The sequence below is a fragment of the Skermanella rosea genome (assembly GCF_016806835.2).
Taxonomy (GTDB): Bacteria; Pseudomonadota; Alphaproteobacteria; order Azospirillales; family Azospirillaceae; genus Skermanella; species Skermanella rosea.
This window is the reverse complement of record NZ_CP086111.1, coordinates 5734712-5750462: the sequence shown is the minus strand read 5'-3', so window position 1 is coordinate 5750462 and position 15751 is coordinate 5734712. Positions and strand designations below refer to the sequence as shown.

Sequence of the window (15751 nt, the reverse complement as noted above, 5' to 3'; positions counted from 1 at the left end):
TGGCCCACCCGGATGCGAGCCGGCATGGCCCGTTTTGGCGGGACCACCGGATCGTATGGGATCACGGAATGGAATATAGCGGAGTTGAGGCAGGCCGCAAGGATTTTCCACAATACTTTCCGGGCGCCTTCCCGGTCCTTGCCCGTCTGGTTCCCGGGCGGGCGGCGCCGGCGGCGGGCCGGGCGCCCCGTGGCGCGCCCGGTCCGCCGGCTCAGCCCCTGGGTTTGCGCCGGAAGCGCAGGAACACGGGCTTGCGGCCGGCTTCGATGCCCTTCTGCTCGTAGCGCGACTGGGGCCAGTCGTCGGGCCGGGTGCGCCAGTCCTCCGCGGTCCGGGCGAGCCACTCGAAGTCGGGATGCCGCCAGGCATGCTCCAGCATCCACATGGCGACGCCCATGACGTCGCTGGCCATGCGCAGCTCGGCCCCGTCCTTCAGCACGCGCGACAGGCGGGCCAGGTTCTCCGGTCCGATGAAGCGGCGCTTGTGGTGGCGGATCTTGGGCCAGGGATCGGGGAACAGCACGAAGCAGCGGCCGATCGACGCGTCGGGCAGGGCATCGATCAGCGGCCGGGCGTCGTTGGCCAGGATCCGGATGTTCCGCTGGCCGCCCTGGTCGATGTGTTCCAGGAGGTTGGCGACACCGTTGAGGAAGGGCTCGCAGCCGATCATGCCGATATCGGGATGTGCCGCGGCCTGGCCGGCCAGGTGCTCGCCGCTGCCGAAGCCGATTTCCAGCCACACGTCGCGGATGCCGGACCCGATGCCGGTCCCTGCAGCGCCTGCGGGCGCCGCGAAGAGCGAGACGGGATCGATGCGCCGGCCGTCGCCCGGAGGCTCGATCGCCAGCCGGGGAAGCAGCGTTTCCAGCAGGTTGGTTTTGTAGAGGCGCAATCTACGGCCGCGCCGGCGGCCGTAGACTTTCTCACGCAGGTCGGCCGGCGCGTCGTCGCGCGGACCGGGAGGACGATCAGGCAAAGGCCGACCGCAGGTCCGACACCAGGTCCGTGCGCTCCCAGGAGAATCCGCCGTCGGCTTCCGGCGCGCGGCCGAAGTGACCATAGGCCGCGGTACGGGCGTAGATCGGCTTGTTGAGGCCGAGATGCTCGCGGATGCCGCGCGGGCTGAGATTGACCAGTTCCTGCAGGACCTTGGACAGCCGGTCCTCGTCGACTCGGCCGGTCCCGTAGGTCTCGATGTAGACGGCGAGCGGACGGGACACGCCGATGGCATAGGCCAGCTGGATGGTGCAACGCTCGGCCAGCTCGGCGGCCACCACGTTCTTGGCGAGGTAGCGGGCGGCGTAGGCCGCGGACCGGTCGACCTTGGTCGGGTCCTTGCCGGAGAAGGCGCCGCCGCCGTGGGGCGCCGCGCCGCCGTAGGTGTCGACGATGATCTTGCGGCCGGTCAGGCCGGCGTCGCCGTCGGGGCCGCCGATCACGAAACGGCCGGTCGGGTTGACGTAGAAGAATTCCTCGTCGCACATCCAGCCTTCCGGCAGGACGTTGATCACGTGCGGCCGGACGATCTCCCGCACCTCGGCCTGGTCGAGGCCGTCCATGTGCTGGGTGGAGACCACGACCGAGGTCGCGCGCACCGGCTTGCCGTTCTCGTACTGCAGGCTGACCTGGCTCTTGGCGTCGGGGCCGAGTTGCGGGGCCGCGCCGGAATGCCGCGCCTCCGCCAGGCTCTTCAGGATGCCGTGCGCGAAGTAGATCGGTGCCGGCATCAGCGCTTCGGTCTCCCGGCAGGCGTAGCCGAACATGATGCCCTGGTCGCCGGCACCCTCGTCCTTGTTGCCCGCCGCGTCGACGCCGACCGCGATGTCGGCGGACTGGGCATGGACAAGGATCTTGACGTCGGCCTTCTCCCAGTGGAAGCCTTCCTGCTCGTACCCGATGTCCTTGATCGCATGCCGCGCGACGCTTTCCATCAGGTCGGGCGTGATCGAGTCCGGTCCCCGGACCTCGCCGGCCAGGACGATCTGGTTGGTCGTCGCCAGCGTCTCGACCGCCACCCGCGCATAGGGGTCATGGCCAAGGAACAGATCTACGATGGCGTCGGAGACGCGGTCACAGACCTTGTCGGGGTGGCCCTCGGAAACCGATTCACTGGTGAAGACATAGTTGCGTAGAGCCACAGGTTGCCTCGGCACGTTGCGGATTGATGACATACGAAGATAATCGGCCCATCACCGGCGTGACGAGCATTATCCCTGTTTTCGCAATCCCAACCATCCGGGTCAAGTGACTTGATCCGGAACCCGCAAACTGATTATCCCGCAAGGCTATTCGCGGGAATTGTTTCGCAATCTTATGAGGCCGCCCTTCCGGCATTGCCCCGCCGCCGGCCCAGGCTGCGCAGGGCCGGCCGGAATCTTGGCCAGGGCGACCGGCCGCCGGTCAGTCGCCTTCGTTGTTGGCCGCGTTGGCGACCGACTTGGTCAATTCGAACAGGCGCTTACGGACCTGCGGGTCGGTGATGCGATAGTATGCCCGGACAAGCTCCAGCGTCTCCCGCTTGGCCATCGGATCGGGCTCGAACGAACCCGGCTTCTCCTCGCCGAAACCGCTGTGGATGGGCTCGCCCGGGATGATCGAGTTGGAGTCGGACGGCATGTCGTCGAAGAAGAACGAAACCGGGACGTCCAGGACGCGGCTGAGGTCGAACAGGCGACTCGCGCCGATCCGGTTCGCGCCCCGCTCGTATTTCTGGACCTGCTGGAACGTCAGGCCGATCGCCTCGCCCAGCTTTTCCTGGCTCATGCCGAGGAGAGTGCGGCGCAGCCTTACCCGCGACCCGACATGTACGTCGATCGGATTCGGCTTCCCGGTCTTGGGCCGCCCGCCGGTTCCACGCCGGCCTCGTGTCTGTGGTTGCATGCCCTCAAACCCCTGTTGAATGTTAGTGTTGTAACTAGTCATGCACGTGTATGCATTCAATAGTACGTACTAGCGCATTCTTGTGCACGCGCATACGAAAATATGTGCGACAATCAAGGGGTCTGTCGAGCGATGGTTGTGCTGAGGGCGAAACTCATAAGAAGTAACACCAATGTCCAGTCGCCAATTCGACCGTACGGGGTGTTTCCAAGCGATTTCGGCAGCGCCGCGTCAACGACTCCGCGCGTACCCAACCCGAGATAGGCCGAGATCCGGCCATAGCCGTCGACGACCCCGGATATGCCGGTGTTCGCCGCCCGGACCATGGGCAGCCCTTCCTCGACGGCGCGGGCCTGGGCGATGGCGAAGTGCTGGTGCGGCCCCGCGCTGATGCCGTACCAGGCGTCGTTCGTCACGTTGAGCAGCCATTCCGGCCGCCGTTCCGGGTCCTTCACCGCGGCGGGGAAGATCACCTCGTAGCAGACGAGCGGGCTGAACGGCGGCAGGCCGGCGACGTCCAGCGTCTCCGGTCCGGCCCCCGCGGAGAAATCGGTCGATCCGGCCGCGATCGCAGCGACCGGCAGGACGCCCCGCAGCGGCATGTACTCGCCGAACGGCACCAGGTGGAACTTGTCGTAGCTGGCGACCACCGCGCCGCTGCCGTCCACCGCATGGAGGCTGTTCCAGAACCGGTTGGTGCCGTCCGGCTCGGTCCTGACCCGCGGGGCGCCGGTGATCACGCTGCCGCCGGACGGCGTCACCGACCCGATCGCCTGCCGGGCCGCCGCGTCGCGTTCCAGGAAGAAGGGTACCGCCGTTTCCGGCCAGACCACGTGGGTGGGGGCCGGGCCCCCCGCGGCGGGTCCCGCGGCCGTCATTTCCAGCAGGCGCTCGAAGTTCCGCGCCCGTTCGGCCGGGTTCCATTTCAGCGTCTGCGCGATGTTCGGCTGGACGATGCGTACCACCACGCCGGGAACCGTGGACCCGTCGTTCTGCGACAATCTAACCCAGCCGGCGACGCCGATCGCGGCGATCAGGAGAAGGCCGAACGCCACCGATCCGGCCGCCCGGCGCCGCGACTCGGAGGGGTCGCCGAACAGGGCCGGCGTCGCGGCGACCGCGACCGTCAGGAGACCCAGGCCATAGGTGCCGATCACCGCGACGCTCTGCAGCACCGGCAGGAATCCCACCCAAGAATAGCCGATCAGGTTCCAGGGGAAGCCGGTCAGGACATGCCCGCGCAGATACTCCGCCACCGTCCACAGCATCGCGAAGGCGAGCACGCGCGAAAGTCCGCCCAGGCGCAGGCGCCGCGACAGGACGTGCAGGGCCACGGTCGCCAGCCCGACGAAGATGGCGAGCAGCGCCGGCAGCCCCGCCGCCGCGAAGGGCATCATCCACCAGAAGCGGGCGATGTCGGTCAGCAGCGCGAAGGAGATCCAGTAGAGGCCGAGCAGGAAATGCCCGAAGCCGAACCACCAGCCGGTGAAGAAGGCGGCCCGGCGGGTCGCCGCGCCGTCGAGCAGCCAGAGCAGGCCGGGAAAGGCCAGCAGCAGCACGGGCACGGCGAAGGCCGGCGGCAGGGCGAGGGTCGCGAGGCCGCCGAACGCCGCCGCCGCGAGGTAGCGGCGCCAGCCGGCCAGGGCGGACACGCGCGCCGCGAGGCCCAGGATCCGCTCCCGGGGCACCGCGCCGCCTGCCGCCGCGTCGTCGTCCGCGCTTCCGCCCCGAGCCCGGAGGCGCAGGGAAGCGTCATCCATGGGTGGCGTCGACGGGCTCCGGAAGGTTGCGGACCCGCAGGCGCTTGATCCGCCGCGGATCGGCGTCCACCACCTCGAACTCCAGGCCCGAGGGATGCTTGAGCAGTTCGCCCCGGCTCGGCACGCGGCCCGCGAGGTTGAACACGAGGCCGCCGAGCGTGTCGAAGTCCTCCCGCTCGCCGTCGTCCAGGACGGGTCCGACCAGGCTGAGGAAATCGTCGATCGGAACGCGGGCGTCGGCCAGCATGGTGCCGTCCGGCCGGGTCACCAGCATCGGCTCCTCGGTCTCGTCGTGCTCGTCCTCGATCTCGCCGACGATCTCCTCGACCAGGTCCTCGATCGTCACGAGTCCGTCGATGCCGCCGAATTCGTCCACGACCAGCGCCATGTGCTGGCGCGACTGGCGCATCTGGAGCAGCAGGTCGAGGACCGGCATGCTGGGCGCCACGATCACCGCGTCGCGGGTGATGTCCTTGAGCTGGAAAGGCGTCTTCCGCGCGACTGCGGACAGCACGTCCTTGATGTGGACCACGCCGACGACGTCGTCGAGGGTCTCCCGGTAGACCGGCATCCGGGAGTGAGCCTCCTGCGACATGCGCTCGATCAGCTCCGGCAGCGTCGTGTCGATGTCGACGGCGACGATGTCGGCGCGCGGCACCATCGTGTCCACGACGGTGCGGTCCCGAAGCTTGAGGATGTTGGCGAGGAGTACCCGCTCGTCGGCGGCGATCGATCCCTCGGCTTCACGCCGTTCCTCGATCAACTCCTCGATGGTGTCGCGCAGCGTCGTATCGCCGCGTCCCCCCAGGATGGTCCTCAACCAGCCGCGAAATTGGCCGGTGAAGGAGTTCTGCTCGTCGGCCCCGTCTTCACGGGGCGTCCTACTGCCGGATATGTCTGCCATTGTCATATGGTTTGGGGTTTGGGGCCGCCATCCGCGCCGTCACCCGGATCCGGCCGGATCGCCGGGCGATCGTTCGGAATCCGGCGACGGCCCGGCATAGGGATCGGCGATGCCCATGCCGGCGAGAATGCTGGTTTCCAGCCTTTCCATGCGGTCGGCGTCGGGGTCGGTTTCGTGATCATAACCGAGAAGATGGAGCACGCCATGAACAACCAGGTGCGTCAGATGATCCTCGACCGGTTTTCCCTGTTCGGCGGCTTCGCGCCGCACGGTTTCACAGGCCAGGATCACGTCTCCGATGAGTATAGGCATTCCCGGATGCGACGCCAAGTCATCATCGACGTCCCCGGCATCGTCAAGCAAAGCGAAAGAGAGGACGTTGGTCGGCTTGTCCTTGCCGCGATAGTCGCGGTTGAGCGTTCGGACCATGGCGTCGTCGGCGAGCACGAGGCTCATCTCGGCCGCCGCCGCGTCGCGCAGGATGTCCGGATGCTCGGCCGCGGCGAAGGCCGCGCGGGCCGCCGACTCGACCCGCCGCCCGGCGTCCGGGACCAGGCCCTCCCAGTCGCCGGCTTCAAGGCCGACCGAGATCTCCAGCGGCGGTCGCACGGAAGCCGTCATCGCCGCCCGTCGTCCCGTCGAACGTCCTCTCCGGGCCGGCCGGCCTTGCGCTCGGCGTCGTGCCGGTCGTAGGCGCGGACGATGCGGCCGACCAGCGGGTGGCGGACCACGTCGGCGTCGCCGAAATGGACGAAGCTGACGCCCGGCACGCCGTGCAGGATCTCGATCGCGTCCTTCAGGCCCGACCGGGTGCCCGAGGGCAGGTCGATCTGGCTGGTGTCGCCGGTCACCGCCATGCGCCCGTTCTCGCCCAGGCGGGTCAGGAACATCTTCATCTGCATCGGCGTGGTGTTCTGCGCCTCGTCCAGGATGACGTACGCGTTCGCCAGCGTCCGGCCGCGCATGAAGGCGAGCGGGGCGATCTCGATCTCGCCGTTGCCCAGCCGGCGGGCGACCTGCTCTGCCGGCAGCATGTCGTACAGCGCGTCGTAGAGCGGGCGCAGGTAGGGGTCGATCTTCTCCCGCAGGTCGCCGGGCAGGAAGCCCAGCCGCTCGCCCGCCTCGACCGCCGGGCGGGACAGAACGATCCGGTCCACCTGGCCGCTGGTCAGCATGACGACCGCCTGGGCCACGGCCAGATAGGTCTTGCCGGTGCCGGCGGGACCCAGCCCGAAGACCAGCTCGTTCTCCTGGAGCGCCTGGATATAGGCCGCCTGGGTCGGCGACCGCGGCGAGATCGACCGGCGCTTGGTCTTGACGTTGAAGTCGGGCCGGGCGATCGCCTGCATGGCAAGCTCGCGGGCGGCGCCGTCGCCGACCCCGGTCGCCATGCGCAGCGCCGCGTCCACCTCCGCCGTGCCGACGACCATGCCGCGCTTCAGCCGCTCCCACAGCGCGTCGAGCGCCGCGCGGGCGCTCTCCGACGCGTCGGGCGGGCCGGCGATGGTCAGGGTGTTGCCACGGCTGATCAGCGAGACGCCGAGCTGGGTCTCGATCCGGGCGAGATGGCTGTCATGCTCGCCGTAGAGCAGCGGCAGCAGCCGGTTGTCGTCGAAGGCCAGGTCGATGCGACGGTCGGGGGACCCCGTCAAGCAGTTGCCTCCCAGGCTGGGGGGTTGGAAAAGTCCGCGGGCGGCGCAGGGGCCGCCGGGCCGGAGACCGTCACGCCGTCGGCCAGCACCGGTTCGCCGGCGAGGCTGTTGGCGTGTGCGGCACTGATACGGACATCAACCACCGTTCCGGCCAGACGTTGCGGTGCGGCCACCGGGACCGACTGCATGAACGGGCTGCGGCCCATCAGCTGGCCCGGCCGCTTGCCGGACCGGTCCAGCAGCACCGGCAGGACCCGGCCGACGCAAGCCTGGTTGAAGGCGACCTGCTGGGCGTTGAGCAGCTGCTGGAGCGCAGCCAGCCGCTCGTTCTTCACGGGCTCCGGCACCTGGGCGTCGTCCAGCCCCGCCGCCGGCGTGCCCGGCCGCGCGCTGTACTTGAACGAATAGGCCTGGGCGTAGCCGATGTCGGTGACCAGCCGCAGCGTTTCCGCGAAGTCGGCGTCGCGCTCGCCGGGGAAGCCGACGATGAAGTCGGACGACAGGGCGAGGTCCGGGCGGGCCGCGCGCATCCGGTCGATCAGCCGGCGGTAGTCGTCGGCGGTGTGCTTGCGGTTCATGGCGGCCAGGATGCGGTCCGACCCGCTCTGTACCGGCAGGTGGACGAACGGCATCAGCTGGGGCACCTCGCCGTGGGCGGCGATCAGGTCGTCGTCCATGTCGCGCGGGTGCGACGTGGTGTAGCGGATGCGCTCCACGCCGTCGATCGCGGCCACCTCGCGGATCAGCCGGCCGAGGCCCCAGGTGCCGCCGGCCGGGCTGTCGCCGTGGTAGGCGTTGACGTTCTGGCCGAGCAGGGTGATCTCGCGGGTGCCGGACGCCGCCATGCGCCGCGCCTCGGCGAGGATCTGGGCCGCGGGCCGCGAGAACTCGGCGCCCCGGGTATAGGGGACGACGCAGAAGGTGCAGAACTTGTCGCAACCCTCCTGCACCGACAGGAAGGCCGAGACGCCGGCGTCGGCGCTCTCGCCCGGCAGGAAGTCGAACTTGCTCTCCACCGGGAAATCGGTGTTCAGGACCCGCTCGCCGGCGGCGCGGCTGGCGCGGGCGACCATCTCGGGCAGCTGGTGGTAGGTCTGGGGGCCGAACACCATGTCGACGAACGGTGCCCGCGCCATGATCTCCTCGCCCTCCGCCTGGGCGACGCAGCCGGCGACGGCGATGATCATGCGGCGGCCGTCCTCGTCGGTCGCCTGCCGGTTCTTTTCCAGGCGCAGGCGGCCCAGCTCGGAGAAGACCTTTTCCGAAGCCTTCTCGCGGATGTGGCAGGTGTTCAGGATGACCATGTCGGCCCCCTCGGGGGCCTCGACCGGCTGATACCCCAGCGGCGCCAGGACATCGGCCATGCGGGCGCTGTCATAGACGTTCATCTGACAGCCCCAGGTCTTGATGAACAGTTTCTTCTTGGTCAAAAGCTGAACCCTGGAAAACCCGTTGCGGTCGGCGCGTCCGGTGCGGCGACGCGGCCTTGCATCAATGCATATGGTCGCTCCGGGCGCTTTTCACCCGTGCGTCGGCCGGAAAATAGCACCGGGGAGGGAGGGGGAGTCAACGACTCGGTATCGGGGGCACGGTGCCGGCTGGCGGCGGGGGCCTTGGGGCCGGGCAGGTCGATGGATCACGGATGGACACGAATAGGCACGGATGGACACGGAACCGACATGCGCGACGGCTTCATTGGGGGCGAGGATTCTCCGAACGCTATCCGTGCTTATCCGTGTCCATCCGTGATCCCTCCCCTCCGCAGATCGGAAGTCATGGGTGGAGATCCGCGCTGAAGAATCTCATTCCATAAAAGAAATGGCTTTCGCTTCTATGGCGTTGGAGACGTCATCATCCGTAAAACTGCCACCTCCCTTTAGGGAGGCCTCGATAATCTCCCTTAAAGCCTGCAGTTTTCTCTCTCGATCTTCATCAAGACAAGATGCTTGTCCAACAGCGTTGTTTGCGCATTCATGGGATGGGCCTTTGTTGGCATTCTCTTGGATTCTATTGAACGGGGTTTTCATGTTCATGTCTTTCCCTCTGTAACTTCAATACGACGATATGCATCCGCTCCAGATTCCTGGCATTCTATCGCGGGCGACATCCGGGGAGAGGAGCGGCGCATGGCTGGGGGCGAGGGCATCTTCGTGGGAAAAGGGGAGGAAAGCCAAGTCCTCCCGCTCAAGTATGCGAACCGGCACGGGCTGATCGCCGGGGCGACCGGGACCGGCAAGACGGTGTCGCTCCAGGTGCTGGCGGAGGGGTTCTCCCGGGCGGGCGTGCCGGTCTTCCTGGCCGATGTCAAGGGCGACCTCGCCGGCATCAGCCAGCCCGGCGGCGGCAATCCCAAGGTTGCCGAGCGGGCGGCGCTCCTGGGCATCGCGGACCCGGCGTCGGACGGCTGCCCGACGGTGCCGTGGGACCTGTTCGGCGAGCAGGGGCATCCGATCCGGGCGACCGTCTCCGAGATGGGGCCGCTGCTGCTGGCCCGCCTGCTGGAACTGAACGATGTCCAGGAAGGCGTGCTGAACCTCACCTTCAAGGTCGCGGACGACGAGGGGCTGCTGCTGCTCGACCTGAAGGACCTGCGGGCGATGCTGGCCCATGTCGCCGACAATGCCGCGTCGCTGGGGCCGCGCTACGGCACCGTCAGCAAGGCGTCGGTCGGCGCGATCCAGCGCCAGTTGCTGGTGCTGGAGCAGCAGGGAGCCGAGAGCTTCTTCGGCGAGCCGGCGCTGGAACTGGCCGACCTGATGCGGGTGGCGCCGGATGGGCGCGGCATCGTCAACCTGCTGGCCGCCGACAAGCTGATGCGCTCGCCCCGCCTGTACGCGACCTTCCTGCTGTGGCTGCTGTCGGAACTGTTCGAGGAACTGCCCGAGGCCGGCGACCTGCCCAAGCCCAAGCTGGTTTTCTTCTTCGACGAGGCGCACCTGCTGTTCGACGACGCGCCCAAGGCCCTGGTGGACAAGGTCGAGCAGGTGGTCCGGCTGATCCGCTCCAAGGGCGTCGGCGTCTATTTCATCACGCAGAACCCGCTCGACATCCCGGAGGACGTGCTGGGACAGCTCGGCAACCGGGTCCAGCACGCGTTGCGCGCCTTCACCCCGCGCGACCAGCGGGCGGTGCGCGCCGCCGCCGAGACCTTCCGGGCCAACCCGAAATTCAGCGCCGCGGCGGCGATCCAGGAACTGGCGGTCGGCGAGGCGCTGGTTTCTCTGCTGGAGGCCAAGGGCGTGCCATCGGTGGTTGACCGGGTGATGATGGCGCCGCCCGGCTGCCGCCTGGGCCCGATCGGCGCCGCCGAGCGGGCCGACCTGCTGGCCCGCAGCCCGGTGAAGGGCCGCTACGACCACCCGATCGACCGGCATTCCGCCTATGAGCACCTGCGCGAGCGGGCGGAAAAGCCGGCGATCGAGCCCGCGAAAGCGCAGAAGCCCGCGGGACGCCAGCCGCGCGCCGCGGCACCGCGCCAGTCCCCGGGGGAGGCGATGGTCAACAGCGCGCTGCGCAGCCTCGGAACGCAGTTGGGCCGGCAGATCGCGCGGGGTATCCTGGGCGCCATCATGAAGCGCTGACCGGGCGGAGCCTGTTTCCGCGGCCGGGGCGCTTCGACCGGCGGGACGGGAGCGGATCTTGGTGGAACGGCGGGGCGGGATCTTCTCCTGGTGCCTCTATGACTGGGCCATGTCGGCCTACAACACGGTCATCGGCACCTTCATCTTCAGCGTGTACTTCACCCGGGCGGTGGCGGAGTCCGAGGTGGCGGGCACCGCCCAGTGGGGCAGGGCGGTCGCCGTTTCCGGGCTGGCGGTCGCCGTGCTGAGCCCGGTGCTGGGCGCCATCGCCGACCGGGGCGGGCGGCGCAAGCCCTGGCTTGCCCTGTTCACGGCGCTGACCGTCGCGGGGACGGCGCTGCTGTGGTTCGTCACGCCGGAGCCGTCCTCCGTCATGCCGGCGCTGGTGCTGGTGGCCCTGACCGGCGTGACTTTCGAGCTGGCCAACGTCTTCTACAACGCCATGCTGCCGTCGCTGGCGCCGCCGGGCTATACCGGCCGGGTCTCCGGCTGGGGCTGGGGCCTGGGCTATGTCGGCGGGCTGGGCTGCCTGGTGCTGTCGCTGTTCGGGCTGGTGCAGGCGGAGAACCCGCTGTTCGGCCTGGTCGGGACGGAGGAGCAGGCGAACGTCCGGGCGACCGCCCTGCTGGTGGCCGCGTGGTACGCGGTCTTCGCCCTGCCGCTGTTCCTGCTGACGCCGGACCGGCCGTCCACCGGCGTGCCGCTCGGGACGGCGGTGCGGGAAGGGCTGCGGGCGCTGGCGGACACCGTCCGGCACATCCGGCGCTATGCCAACATCGTCCGCTGGCTGCTCGCCAGCGCGCTCTACCGCGACGGGCTGAACACGCTGTTCGCGTTCGGCGGCATCTATGCCGCCGGGACCTTCGGCATGGGGTTCGACCAGATCGTGATGTTCGCGATCGCGCTGAACGTCACCTCGGCCGCCGGGGCCTTTGGCTTCGCCTGGATCGACGACCGGATCGGGCCGAAGCGGACCATCGCCTGGTGCCTGGCGGGGCTGATCGGATTCGGCATTCCGCTGCTGTTCGCCGAGTCCCAGACCGCCTTCTGGGTCCTGGCGCTGGGACTGGGGATCTTCGTCGGGCCGGCGCAGGCGGCCGGGCGGTCGATGATGGCCCGCCTGTCGCCGCCGGGGATGGAGACTGAGATGTTCGGCCTGTACGCGCTATCCGGGCGGGCTGTCTCCTTCGCGGGGCCGCTTCTCCTCGCGTGGGCCACGGAATCCTTCCAAAGTCAACGGGCGGGAATGGCAACCATCGTGCTATTGCTCGCGTTGGGTCTGGTGCTGTTGTTTGCGGTGCGGGAGGAACGGTCGGTCTGATCGGCCGGGGTTCCGACCGGCAGGGAGATTGACCTATTGCCGCATCCGGCACGGGTGCATGACATTTTTAAGCAATCACGCGCAGGATGGGCGGCGACGCCCCAGGATGGCGTACCGGAGGAAGAAGATGCTGAGCCACCACGACCTCGAGGACTTCATGGGCATCGACGCGGCTCTCGACGAGAACGCAGGCACGGCGGCCGGGGGCAAGGGCCGGATCTCGCCGGGCCGGGTGGGCGACGCCACGGACGACGACCCAGCCGAGCACGAGCCGGACTGACCGGAACCTGTGCCGCCCGCTATGCCGGGCGGCGCAGGTGCGGGGTCACGCGCCACTCGGCGTAGCGGATCAGGCGGGTGATCAGGAAGTTGATCAGCAGGTAGATCGCCCCCGCCACTATGAACACCTCGAACACCGCGAAGGTCTGGGAGATGATCCGGCGGGCGATGCCGGTGATCTCCAGCAGGGTGATGGTGCTGGCGAGCGAGCTGGCCTTGACCATCAGGATGACCTCGTTGCCGTAGGCGGGCAGCGCCTGCCGGACCGCGATCGGCGCCACGATCCGGCGGAACACCAGGAAGCGGGAGAACCCGCAGGCGCGCGCCGCCTCGATCTGGCCGTGCGGCACGGACTGGATGCCGCCGCGGATCATCTCGCTGGTATAGGCGGCCGTGTTGAGCGTCAGCGCCAGGATGCCGCACCAGTAGGGCTCCCGCAGGATCTCCCAGAAGATGCTGGCGCGGACTGCCTGGAACTGGCCCAGCCCGTAATAGATCAGGAAGATCTGGACCAGCAGCGGCGTGCCCCGGAAGACGAACACGTAGGCCCCGGCGATCGCGGACAGGACGCGGTTGGCCGACAGCCGCATCCAGGCGACGCCGGACGCCAGCACGAAGCCGAACAGCAGGGCCAGCCCGACCAGCTGGAGCGTCACCGGAACGCCGGCCAGCAGCGTCGGCACCGCACTCCACATCACCGACAGGTTCATGGTCTCAGGCCCGCCTTACGCCGCGGTTGGAATAGCGCTCGGCCCGGTCGAACGCGACGGTCGAGAGCGAGGTGAGTACCAGGTACAGCGCCGCCGCCACCGTGTAGAACAGGAACGGGTCGCGGGTGACGCCGGCCGCGACCTGGGCGGAGCGCATCAGCTCCGCCAGGGCCGTGACCGAGATCAGCGCCGTGTCCTTCAGGGTGAGCTGCCAGACATTGCCGAGGCCGGGCAGGGCGTAGCGCAAGGTCTGGGGCAGCAGGATGCGGAAGAAGATCTGGCTCCTGCGCATCCCCACGGCGCGCCCGGCCTCGATCTGGCCGAACGGCACCGCCTGGATGGCGCCCCGGATCACCTCGGTCGAATAGGCGCCGGAGATCAGCCCGACCGACAGCACGCCGATGGTGAAGGCGTTGACCTCGATATAGTCGGTGTAGCCGAACACCGCGGCTATGGCCATGATCGCGTTGCCGCTGCCGAAGAACAGCAGGTATATGACCAGCAGCTCGGGCACGCCGCGCACTACCGTGGTGTAGACCTCGGCGATGCCGCGGGTGACGATGCCGCCGTTCAGCTTGGCGGTGGCGCCCAGCGCCCCGAACACCTGGCCCAGCGCGAACGAGCAGAGCGCCACCGCAAGCGTCATCAGCGTGCCGCGGACCAGCTCGTCGCCCCAGCCGGTGTCGCCCCAGGCGAGCAGGTCAAGCATGACGCGGGATCCGGCTTCCGGTCACCCCCGGGCCCTTACTTGATCGACGTGTCGTAGCCGAACCACTGGGTCGTCAGCTTCGTGATGGTGCCGTCGGCGGTGGCCTCCTTGATCGCCTTGTCCAGCTTGGCCTGGAGCTCGGTGTCGGCCTTGCGGACGCCGGCGCCGACGCCCTCGCCCAGGACGCCGCGCGAGAAGGCGGGGCCGAACTTGGTGATGTCCTTGTTCTGGTCGCCGGCCTTGATCAGGCCCTCGATCGCGGAGCGGTCGGCGACGATGGCGTCGATCCGGCCGGACACCAGGTCGAGGCCGAGATTGTCCACCTTGTCGTAGGTCCTGACCTCGACGCCGGGCATCAGCTGCTCCAGCATGTTCTGCTGGATCGTGGAGACCTGGACTCCCACGGTCTTGCCCTTGACCGCGGCACCGGTCTGGTCGATCAGCTTCTGCTCGTCCGGGGTGATCTCGGCCATGTCCACGGCCGTCGTCGGCAGGTTCTGGTCGAGCAGCGGGCTGCCCTTCATGGCGGCGAAGACGGTCGGCTCGGTGGCGTAGGGGCCGGCGAACGAGATGACCTGCTTGCGCTCGTCGGTGATCGACATGCCGGCCATGATGACGTCGTACTTCCGCGACTGGAGCCCGGGGATGATGCCGTCCCAATCCTGGGCCATCACTTCGCAGGTGGCGCCGATGCGCTTGCACAGCTCGGCCGCCAGGTCGATCTCGAACCCGATCAGCTTGCCCGAGGCGTCCATGCCGTTCCAGGGGAGGTAGGCGCCTTCGGTGGCGATCCGCACCTTGGTCTGCGCCTGGGCCTGCGGGACGCCGGCGGCGGCGATCAGGATCATGCCGGTTGCGATGGCTGCGAGGGTCTTCTTCAAGATACGGTCTCTCCTGTTCATCGACTTTTCGTCGCTGTTCTGTCGGTATTTTCTAGTTGGTCAGAGATTGCGTGCCAGGAACTGGCGGCAGCGCTCGGACTGGGGATCGACCAGCACCTGGTCGGGCGGTCCCCGTTCCTCGATGCGGCCCTGGTGCAGGAAGATGACCTCGCTCGACACTTCGCGGGCGAAGCCCATCTCGTGCGTCACGACGATCATGGTCATGCCCTCGTCGGCGAGCTGGCGCATCACGCGGAGCACCTCGCCGACCAGTTCGGGGTCGAGCGCCGAGGTCGGCTCGTCGAACAGCATCACCTTGGGCTGCATGGCCAGCGCCCGGGCGATGGCGACCCGCTGCTGCTGCCCGCCGGAGAGATGGCTGGGATAGGCCTTGGACTTGGCTTCCAGCCCGACTTTCTCCAGGAGCGCCTCGGCTCGGGCGATCGCCTCGGCCTTCGGGACGCCCAGGACATGGACCGGCGCCTCGATCACGTTCTGGAGCACCGTCATGTGGCTCCACAGGTTGAACCCCTGGAACACCATGCCGAGCCGGGACCGGATGCGATCGACCTGTCGCGGGTCGGCCGGCACCGCGTGGTGGCGGCCCTGCTTCATCCGGATCAGCTCGCCGTTGACCCAGACGCGGCCTTCGTCGGGTGTCTCCAGCAGGTTGATGCAGCGCAGGAAGGTGCTCTTGCCCGACCCGCTCGACCCGATCATGGAGATCACGTCGCCCTCGTGGGCGACCAGCGAGACGCCCTTCAGCACCTCGAGCTGCCCGAACCGCTTGTGGAGATCTTCGACGACGATGGCCGCCCCGGGGTCGGGGCTGGGGATCTGGTTCGCTGGCGGCGGCTGTGACAGGGCCATGCTTCCGATCTGACTGCTACCGATATGACCGCAACAGGCTATCCGGGCAGCCGCTGCGGCGCAAATCCGATTTTCCACATCACTCCAATTTGAGGCGAAGCCGCGCCGCCGCCCGGGAGGACGGTTGCCAGGGAGCGTGCCGTTGGTTATCCACAGATGAACGCAGATGGACACAGATACTTGCCCCTATCTGTGTCCATCTGC

At 68.3% G+C, this 15751-nt stretch carries 16 protein-coding genes; 3 read left to right on the top strand and 13 right to left on the bottom strand.

Going from position 1 to position 15751, the window contains the following annotated elements:
- Positions 1–211 precede the first annotated feature (211 nt).
- The 9 genes from trmB to JL101_RS26800 all read right to left on the bottom strand — a co-directional run bounded on the left by trmB (position 212) and on the right by JL101_RS26800 (position 9229).
- The gene (gene trmB / locus JL101_RS26840; RefSeq protein ID WP_228435182.1) at positions 212–976 is read right to left on the bottom strand and encodes a tRNA (guanosine(46)-N7)-methyltransferase TrmB; all 765 of its coding nucleotides are present in this window, start codon (positions 974–976) and stop codon (positions 212–214) included.
- Positions 969–2138, bottom strand: a complete 1170-nt coding sequence (metK, locus tag JL101_RS26835) for a methionine adenosyltransferase (RefSeq protein ID WP_203098209.1) — start codon at positions 2136–2138, stop codon at positions 969–971. Before metK ends, trmB begins: the two co-directional genes overlap by 8 nt.
- 262 nt (positions 2139–2400) lie before the next feature.
- Positions 2401–2880, bottom strand: coding sequence for a helix-turn-helix domain-containing protein (locus tag JL101_RS26830; protein ID WP_203098210.1), 480 nt, complete (start codon positions 2878–2880; stop codon positions 2401–2403).
- 113 nt (positions 2881–2993) lie between these two features.
- Positions 2994–4640 (bottom strand): apolipoprotein N-acyltransferase, encoded by a 1647-nt coding sequence (gene lnt, locus JL101_RS26825; protein WP_203098211.1) that lies wholly within the window; start codon positions 4638–4640, stop codon positions 2994–2996.
- Positions 4633–5544, bottom strand: a complete 912-nt coding sequence (locus JL101_RS26820) for a hemolysin family protein (protein ID WP_203098212.1) — start codon at positions 5542–5544, stop codon at positions 4633–4635. Before JL101_RS26820 ends, lnt begins: the two co-directional genes overlap by 8 nt.
- Positions 5545–5583: 39 nt before the next feature.
- Positions 5584–6165, bottom strand: a complete 582-nt coding sequence (gene ybeY, locus JL101_RS26815) for an rRNA maturation RNase YbeY (RefSeq protein WP_203098213.1) — start codon at positions 6163–6165, stop codon at positions 5584–5586.
- On the bottom strand, positions 6162–7196 hold the full coding sequence (locus JL101_RS26810) for a PhoH family protein (protein ID WP_203098214.1): 1035 nt from the start codon (positions 7194–7196) through the stop codon (positions 6162–6164). Before JL101_RS26810 ends, ybeY begins: the two co-directional genes overlap by 4 nt.
- The gene (miaB, locus tag JL101_RS26805) at positions 7193–8584 is read right to left on the bottom strand and encodes a tRNA (N6-isopentenyl adenosine(37)-C2)-methylthiotransferase MiaB (RefSeq protein WP_203098294.1); all 1392 of its coding nucleotides are present in this window, start codon (positions 8582–8584) and stop codon (positions 7193–7195) included. The genes JL101_RS26810 and miaB overlap by 4 nt, the downstream gene beginning before the upstream one ends.
- A gap of 414 nt (positions 8585–8998) precedes the next feature.
- A complete protein-coding gene (locus JL101_RS26800; RefSeq protein ID WP_203098215.1) occupies positions 8999–9229 on the bottom strand; it encodes a hypothetical protein in 231 nt (76 codons plus the stop codon).
- 93 nt (positions 9230–9322) lie between these two features.
- On the opposite strand from JL101_RS26800, the gene JL101_RS26795 reads away from it, so the two are divergent.
- The 3 genes from JL101_RS26795 (at position 9323) to JL101_RS26785 (ending at position 12378) form a co-directional block, all read left to right on the top strand.
- On the top strand, positions 9323–10777 hold the full coding sequence (locus JL101_RS26795) for a helicase HerA-like domain-containing protein (protein ID WP_203098216.1): 1455 nt from the start codon (positions 9323–9325) through the stop codon (positions 10775–10777).
- Positions 10778–10838: 61 nt separating this feature from the next.
- Complete coding sequence (locus JL101_RS26790; RefSeq protein ID WP_323374744.1) at positions 10839–12098, top strand: MFS transporter; 1260 nt, start codon at positions 10839–10841, stop codon at positions 12096–12098.
- Between the two features lie 127 nt (positions 12099–12225).
- Positions 12226–12378 (top strand): hypothetical protein, encoded by a 153-nt coding sequence (locus JL101_RS26785; protein WP_203098217.1) that lies wholly within the window; start codon positions 12226–12228, stop codon positions 12376–12378.
- 19 nt (positions 12379–12397) lie between these two features.
- On the opposite strand, the gene JL101_RS26780 is transcribed toward JL101_RS26785, so the two are convergent.
- From JL101_RS26780 to JL101_RS26765, 4 genes are read right to left on the bottom strand one after another with little or no spacing between them, the layout of a single operon-like run.
- Entirely contained in the window at positions 12398–13087 is a 690-nt protein-coding gene (locus JL101_RS26780) for an ABC transporter permease (RefSeq protein WP_203098218.1), read from the bottom strand.
- A gap of 4 nt (positions 13088–13091) precedes the next feature.
- Complete coding sequence (locus JL101_RS26775) at positions 13092–13796, bottom strand: ABC transporter permease (RefSeq protein WP_203098219.1); 705 nt, start codon at positions 13794–13796, stop codon at positions 13092–13094.
- A 35-nt stretch (positions 13797–13831) separates the two neighbouring features.
- On the bottom strand, positions 13832–14677 hold the full coding sequence (locus JL101_RS26770; RefSeq protein ID WP_203098220.1) for a transporter substrate-binding domain-containing protein: 846 nt from the start codon (positions 14675–14677) through the stop codon (positions 13832–13834).
- A gap of 60 nt (positions 14678–14737) precedes the next feature.
- Positions 14738–15547: an ABC transporter ATP-binding protein gene (locus tag JL101_RS26765; protein ID WP_203098221.1), complete on the bottom strand. Its 810-nt coding sequence runs from the start codon at positions 15545–15547 to the stop codon at positions 14738–14740.
- Positions 15548–15751: the final 204 nt, after the last annotated feature.

Excerpts from the sequence above, each read along its gene's own strand:
- JL101_RS26830 (WP_203098210.1), bottom strand. The coding sequence starts at position 2,880 with ATGCAACCACAGACACGAGGCCGGCGTGGAACCGGCGGGCGGCCCAAG.
- lnt (WP_203098211.1), bottom strand. The coding sequence starts at position 4,640 with ATGGATGACGCTTCCCTGCGCCTCCGGGCTCGGGGCGGAAGCGCGGAC.
- JL101_RS26820 (WP_203098212.1), bottom strand. The coding sequence starts at position 5,544 with ATGGCAGACATATCCGGCAGTAGGACGCCCCGTGAAGACGGGGCCGAC.
- ybeY (WP_203098213.1), bottom strand. The coding sequence starts at position 6,165 with ATGACGGCTTCCGTGCGACCGCCGCTGGAGATCTCGGTCGGCCTTGAA.
- miaB (WP_203098294.1), bottom strand. The coding sequence starts at position 8,584 with ATGAACGTCTATGACAGCGCCCGCATGGCCGATGTCCTGGCGCCGCTG.
- JL101_RS26800 (WP_203098215.1), bottom strand. The coding sequence starts at position 9,229 with ATGAACATGAAAACCCCGTTCAATAGAATCCAAGAGAATGCCAACAAA.
- JL101_RS26795 (WP_203098216.1), top strand. The coding sequence starts at position 9,323 with ATGGCTGGGGGCGAGGGCATCTTCGTGGGAAAAGGGGAGGAAAGCCAA.
- JL101_RS26785 (WP_203098217.1), top strand. The coding sequence starts at position 12,226 with ATGCTGAGCCACCACGACCTCGAGGACTTCATGGGCATCGACGCGGCT.
- JL101_RS26780 (WP_203098218.1), bottom strand. The coding sequence starts at position 13,087 with ATGAACCTGTCGGTGATGTGGAGTGCGGTGCCGACGCTGCTGGCCGGC.
- JL101_RS26775 (WP_203098219.1), bottom strand. The coding sequence starts at position 13,796 with ATGCTTGACCTGCTCGCCTGGGGCGACACCGGCTGGGGCGACGAGCTG.
- JL101_RS26765 (WP_203098221.1), bottom strand. The coding sequence starts at position 15,547 with ATGGCCCTGTCACAGCCGCCGCCAGCGAACCAGATCCCCAGCCCCGAC.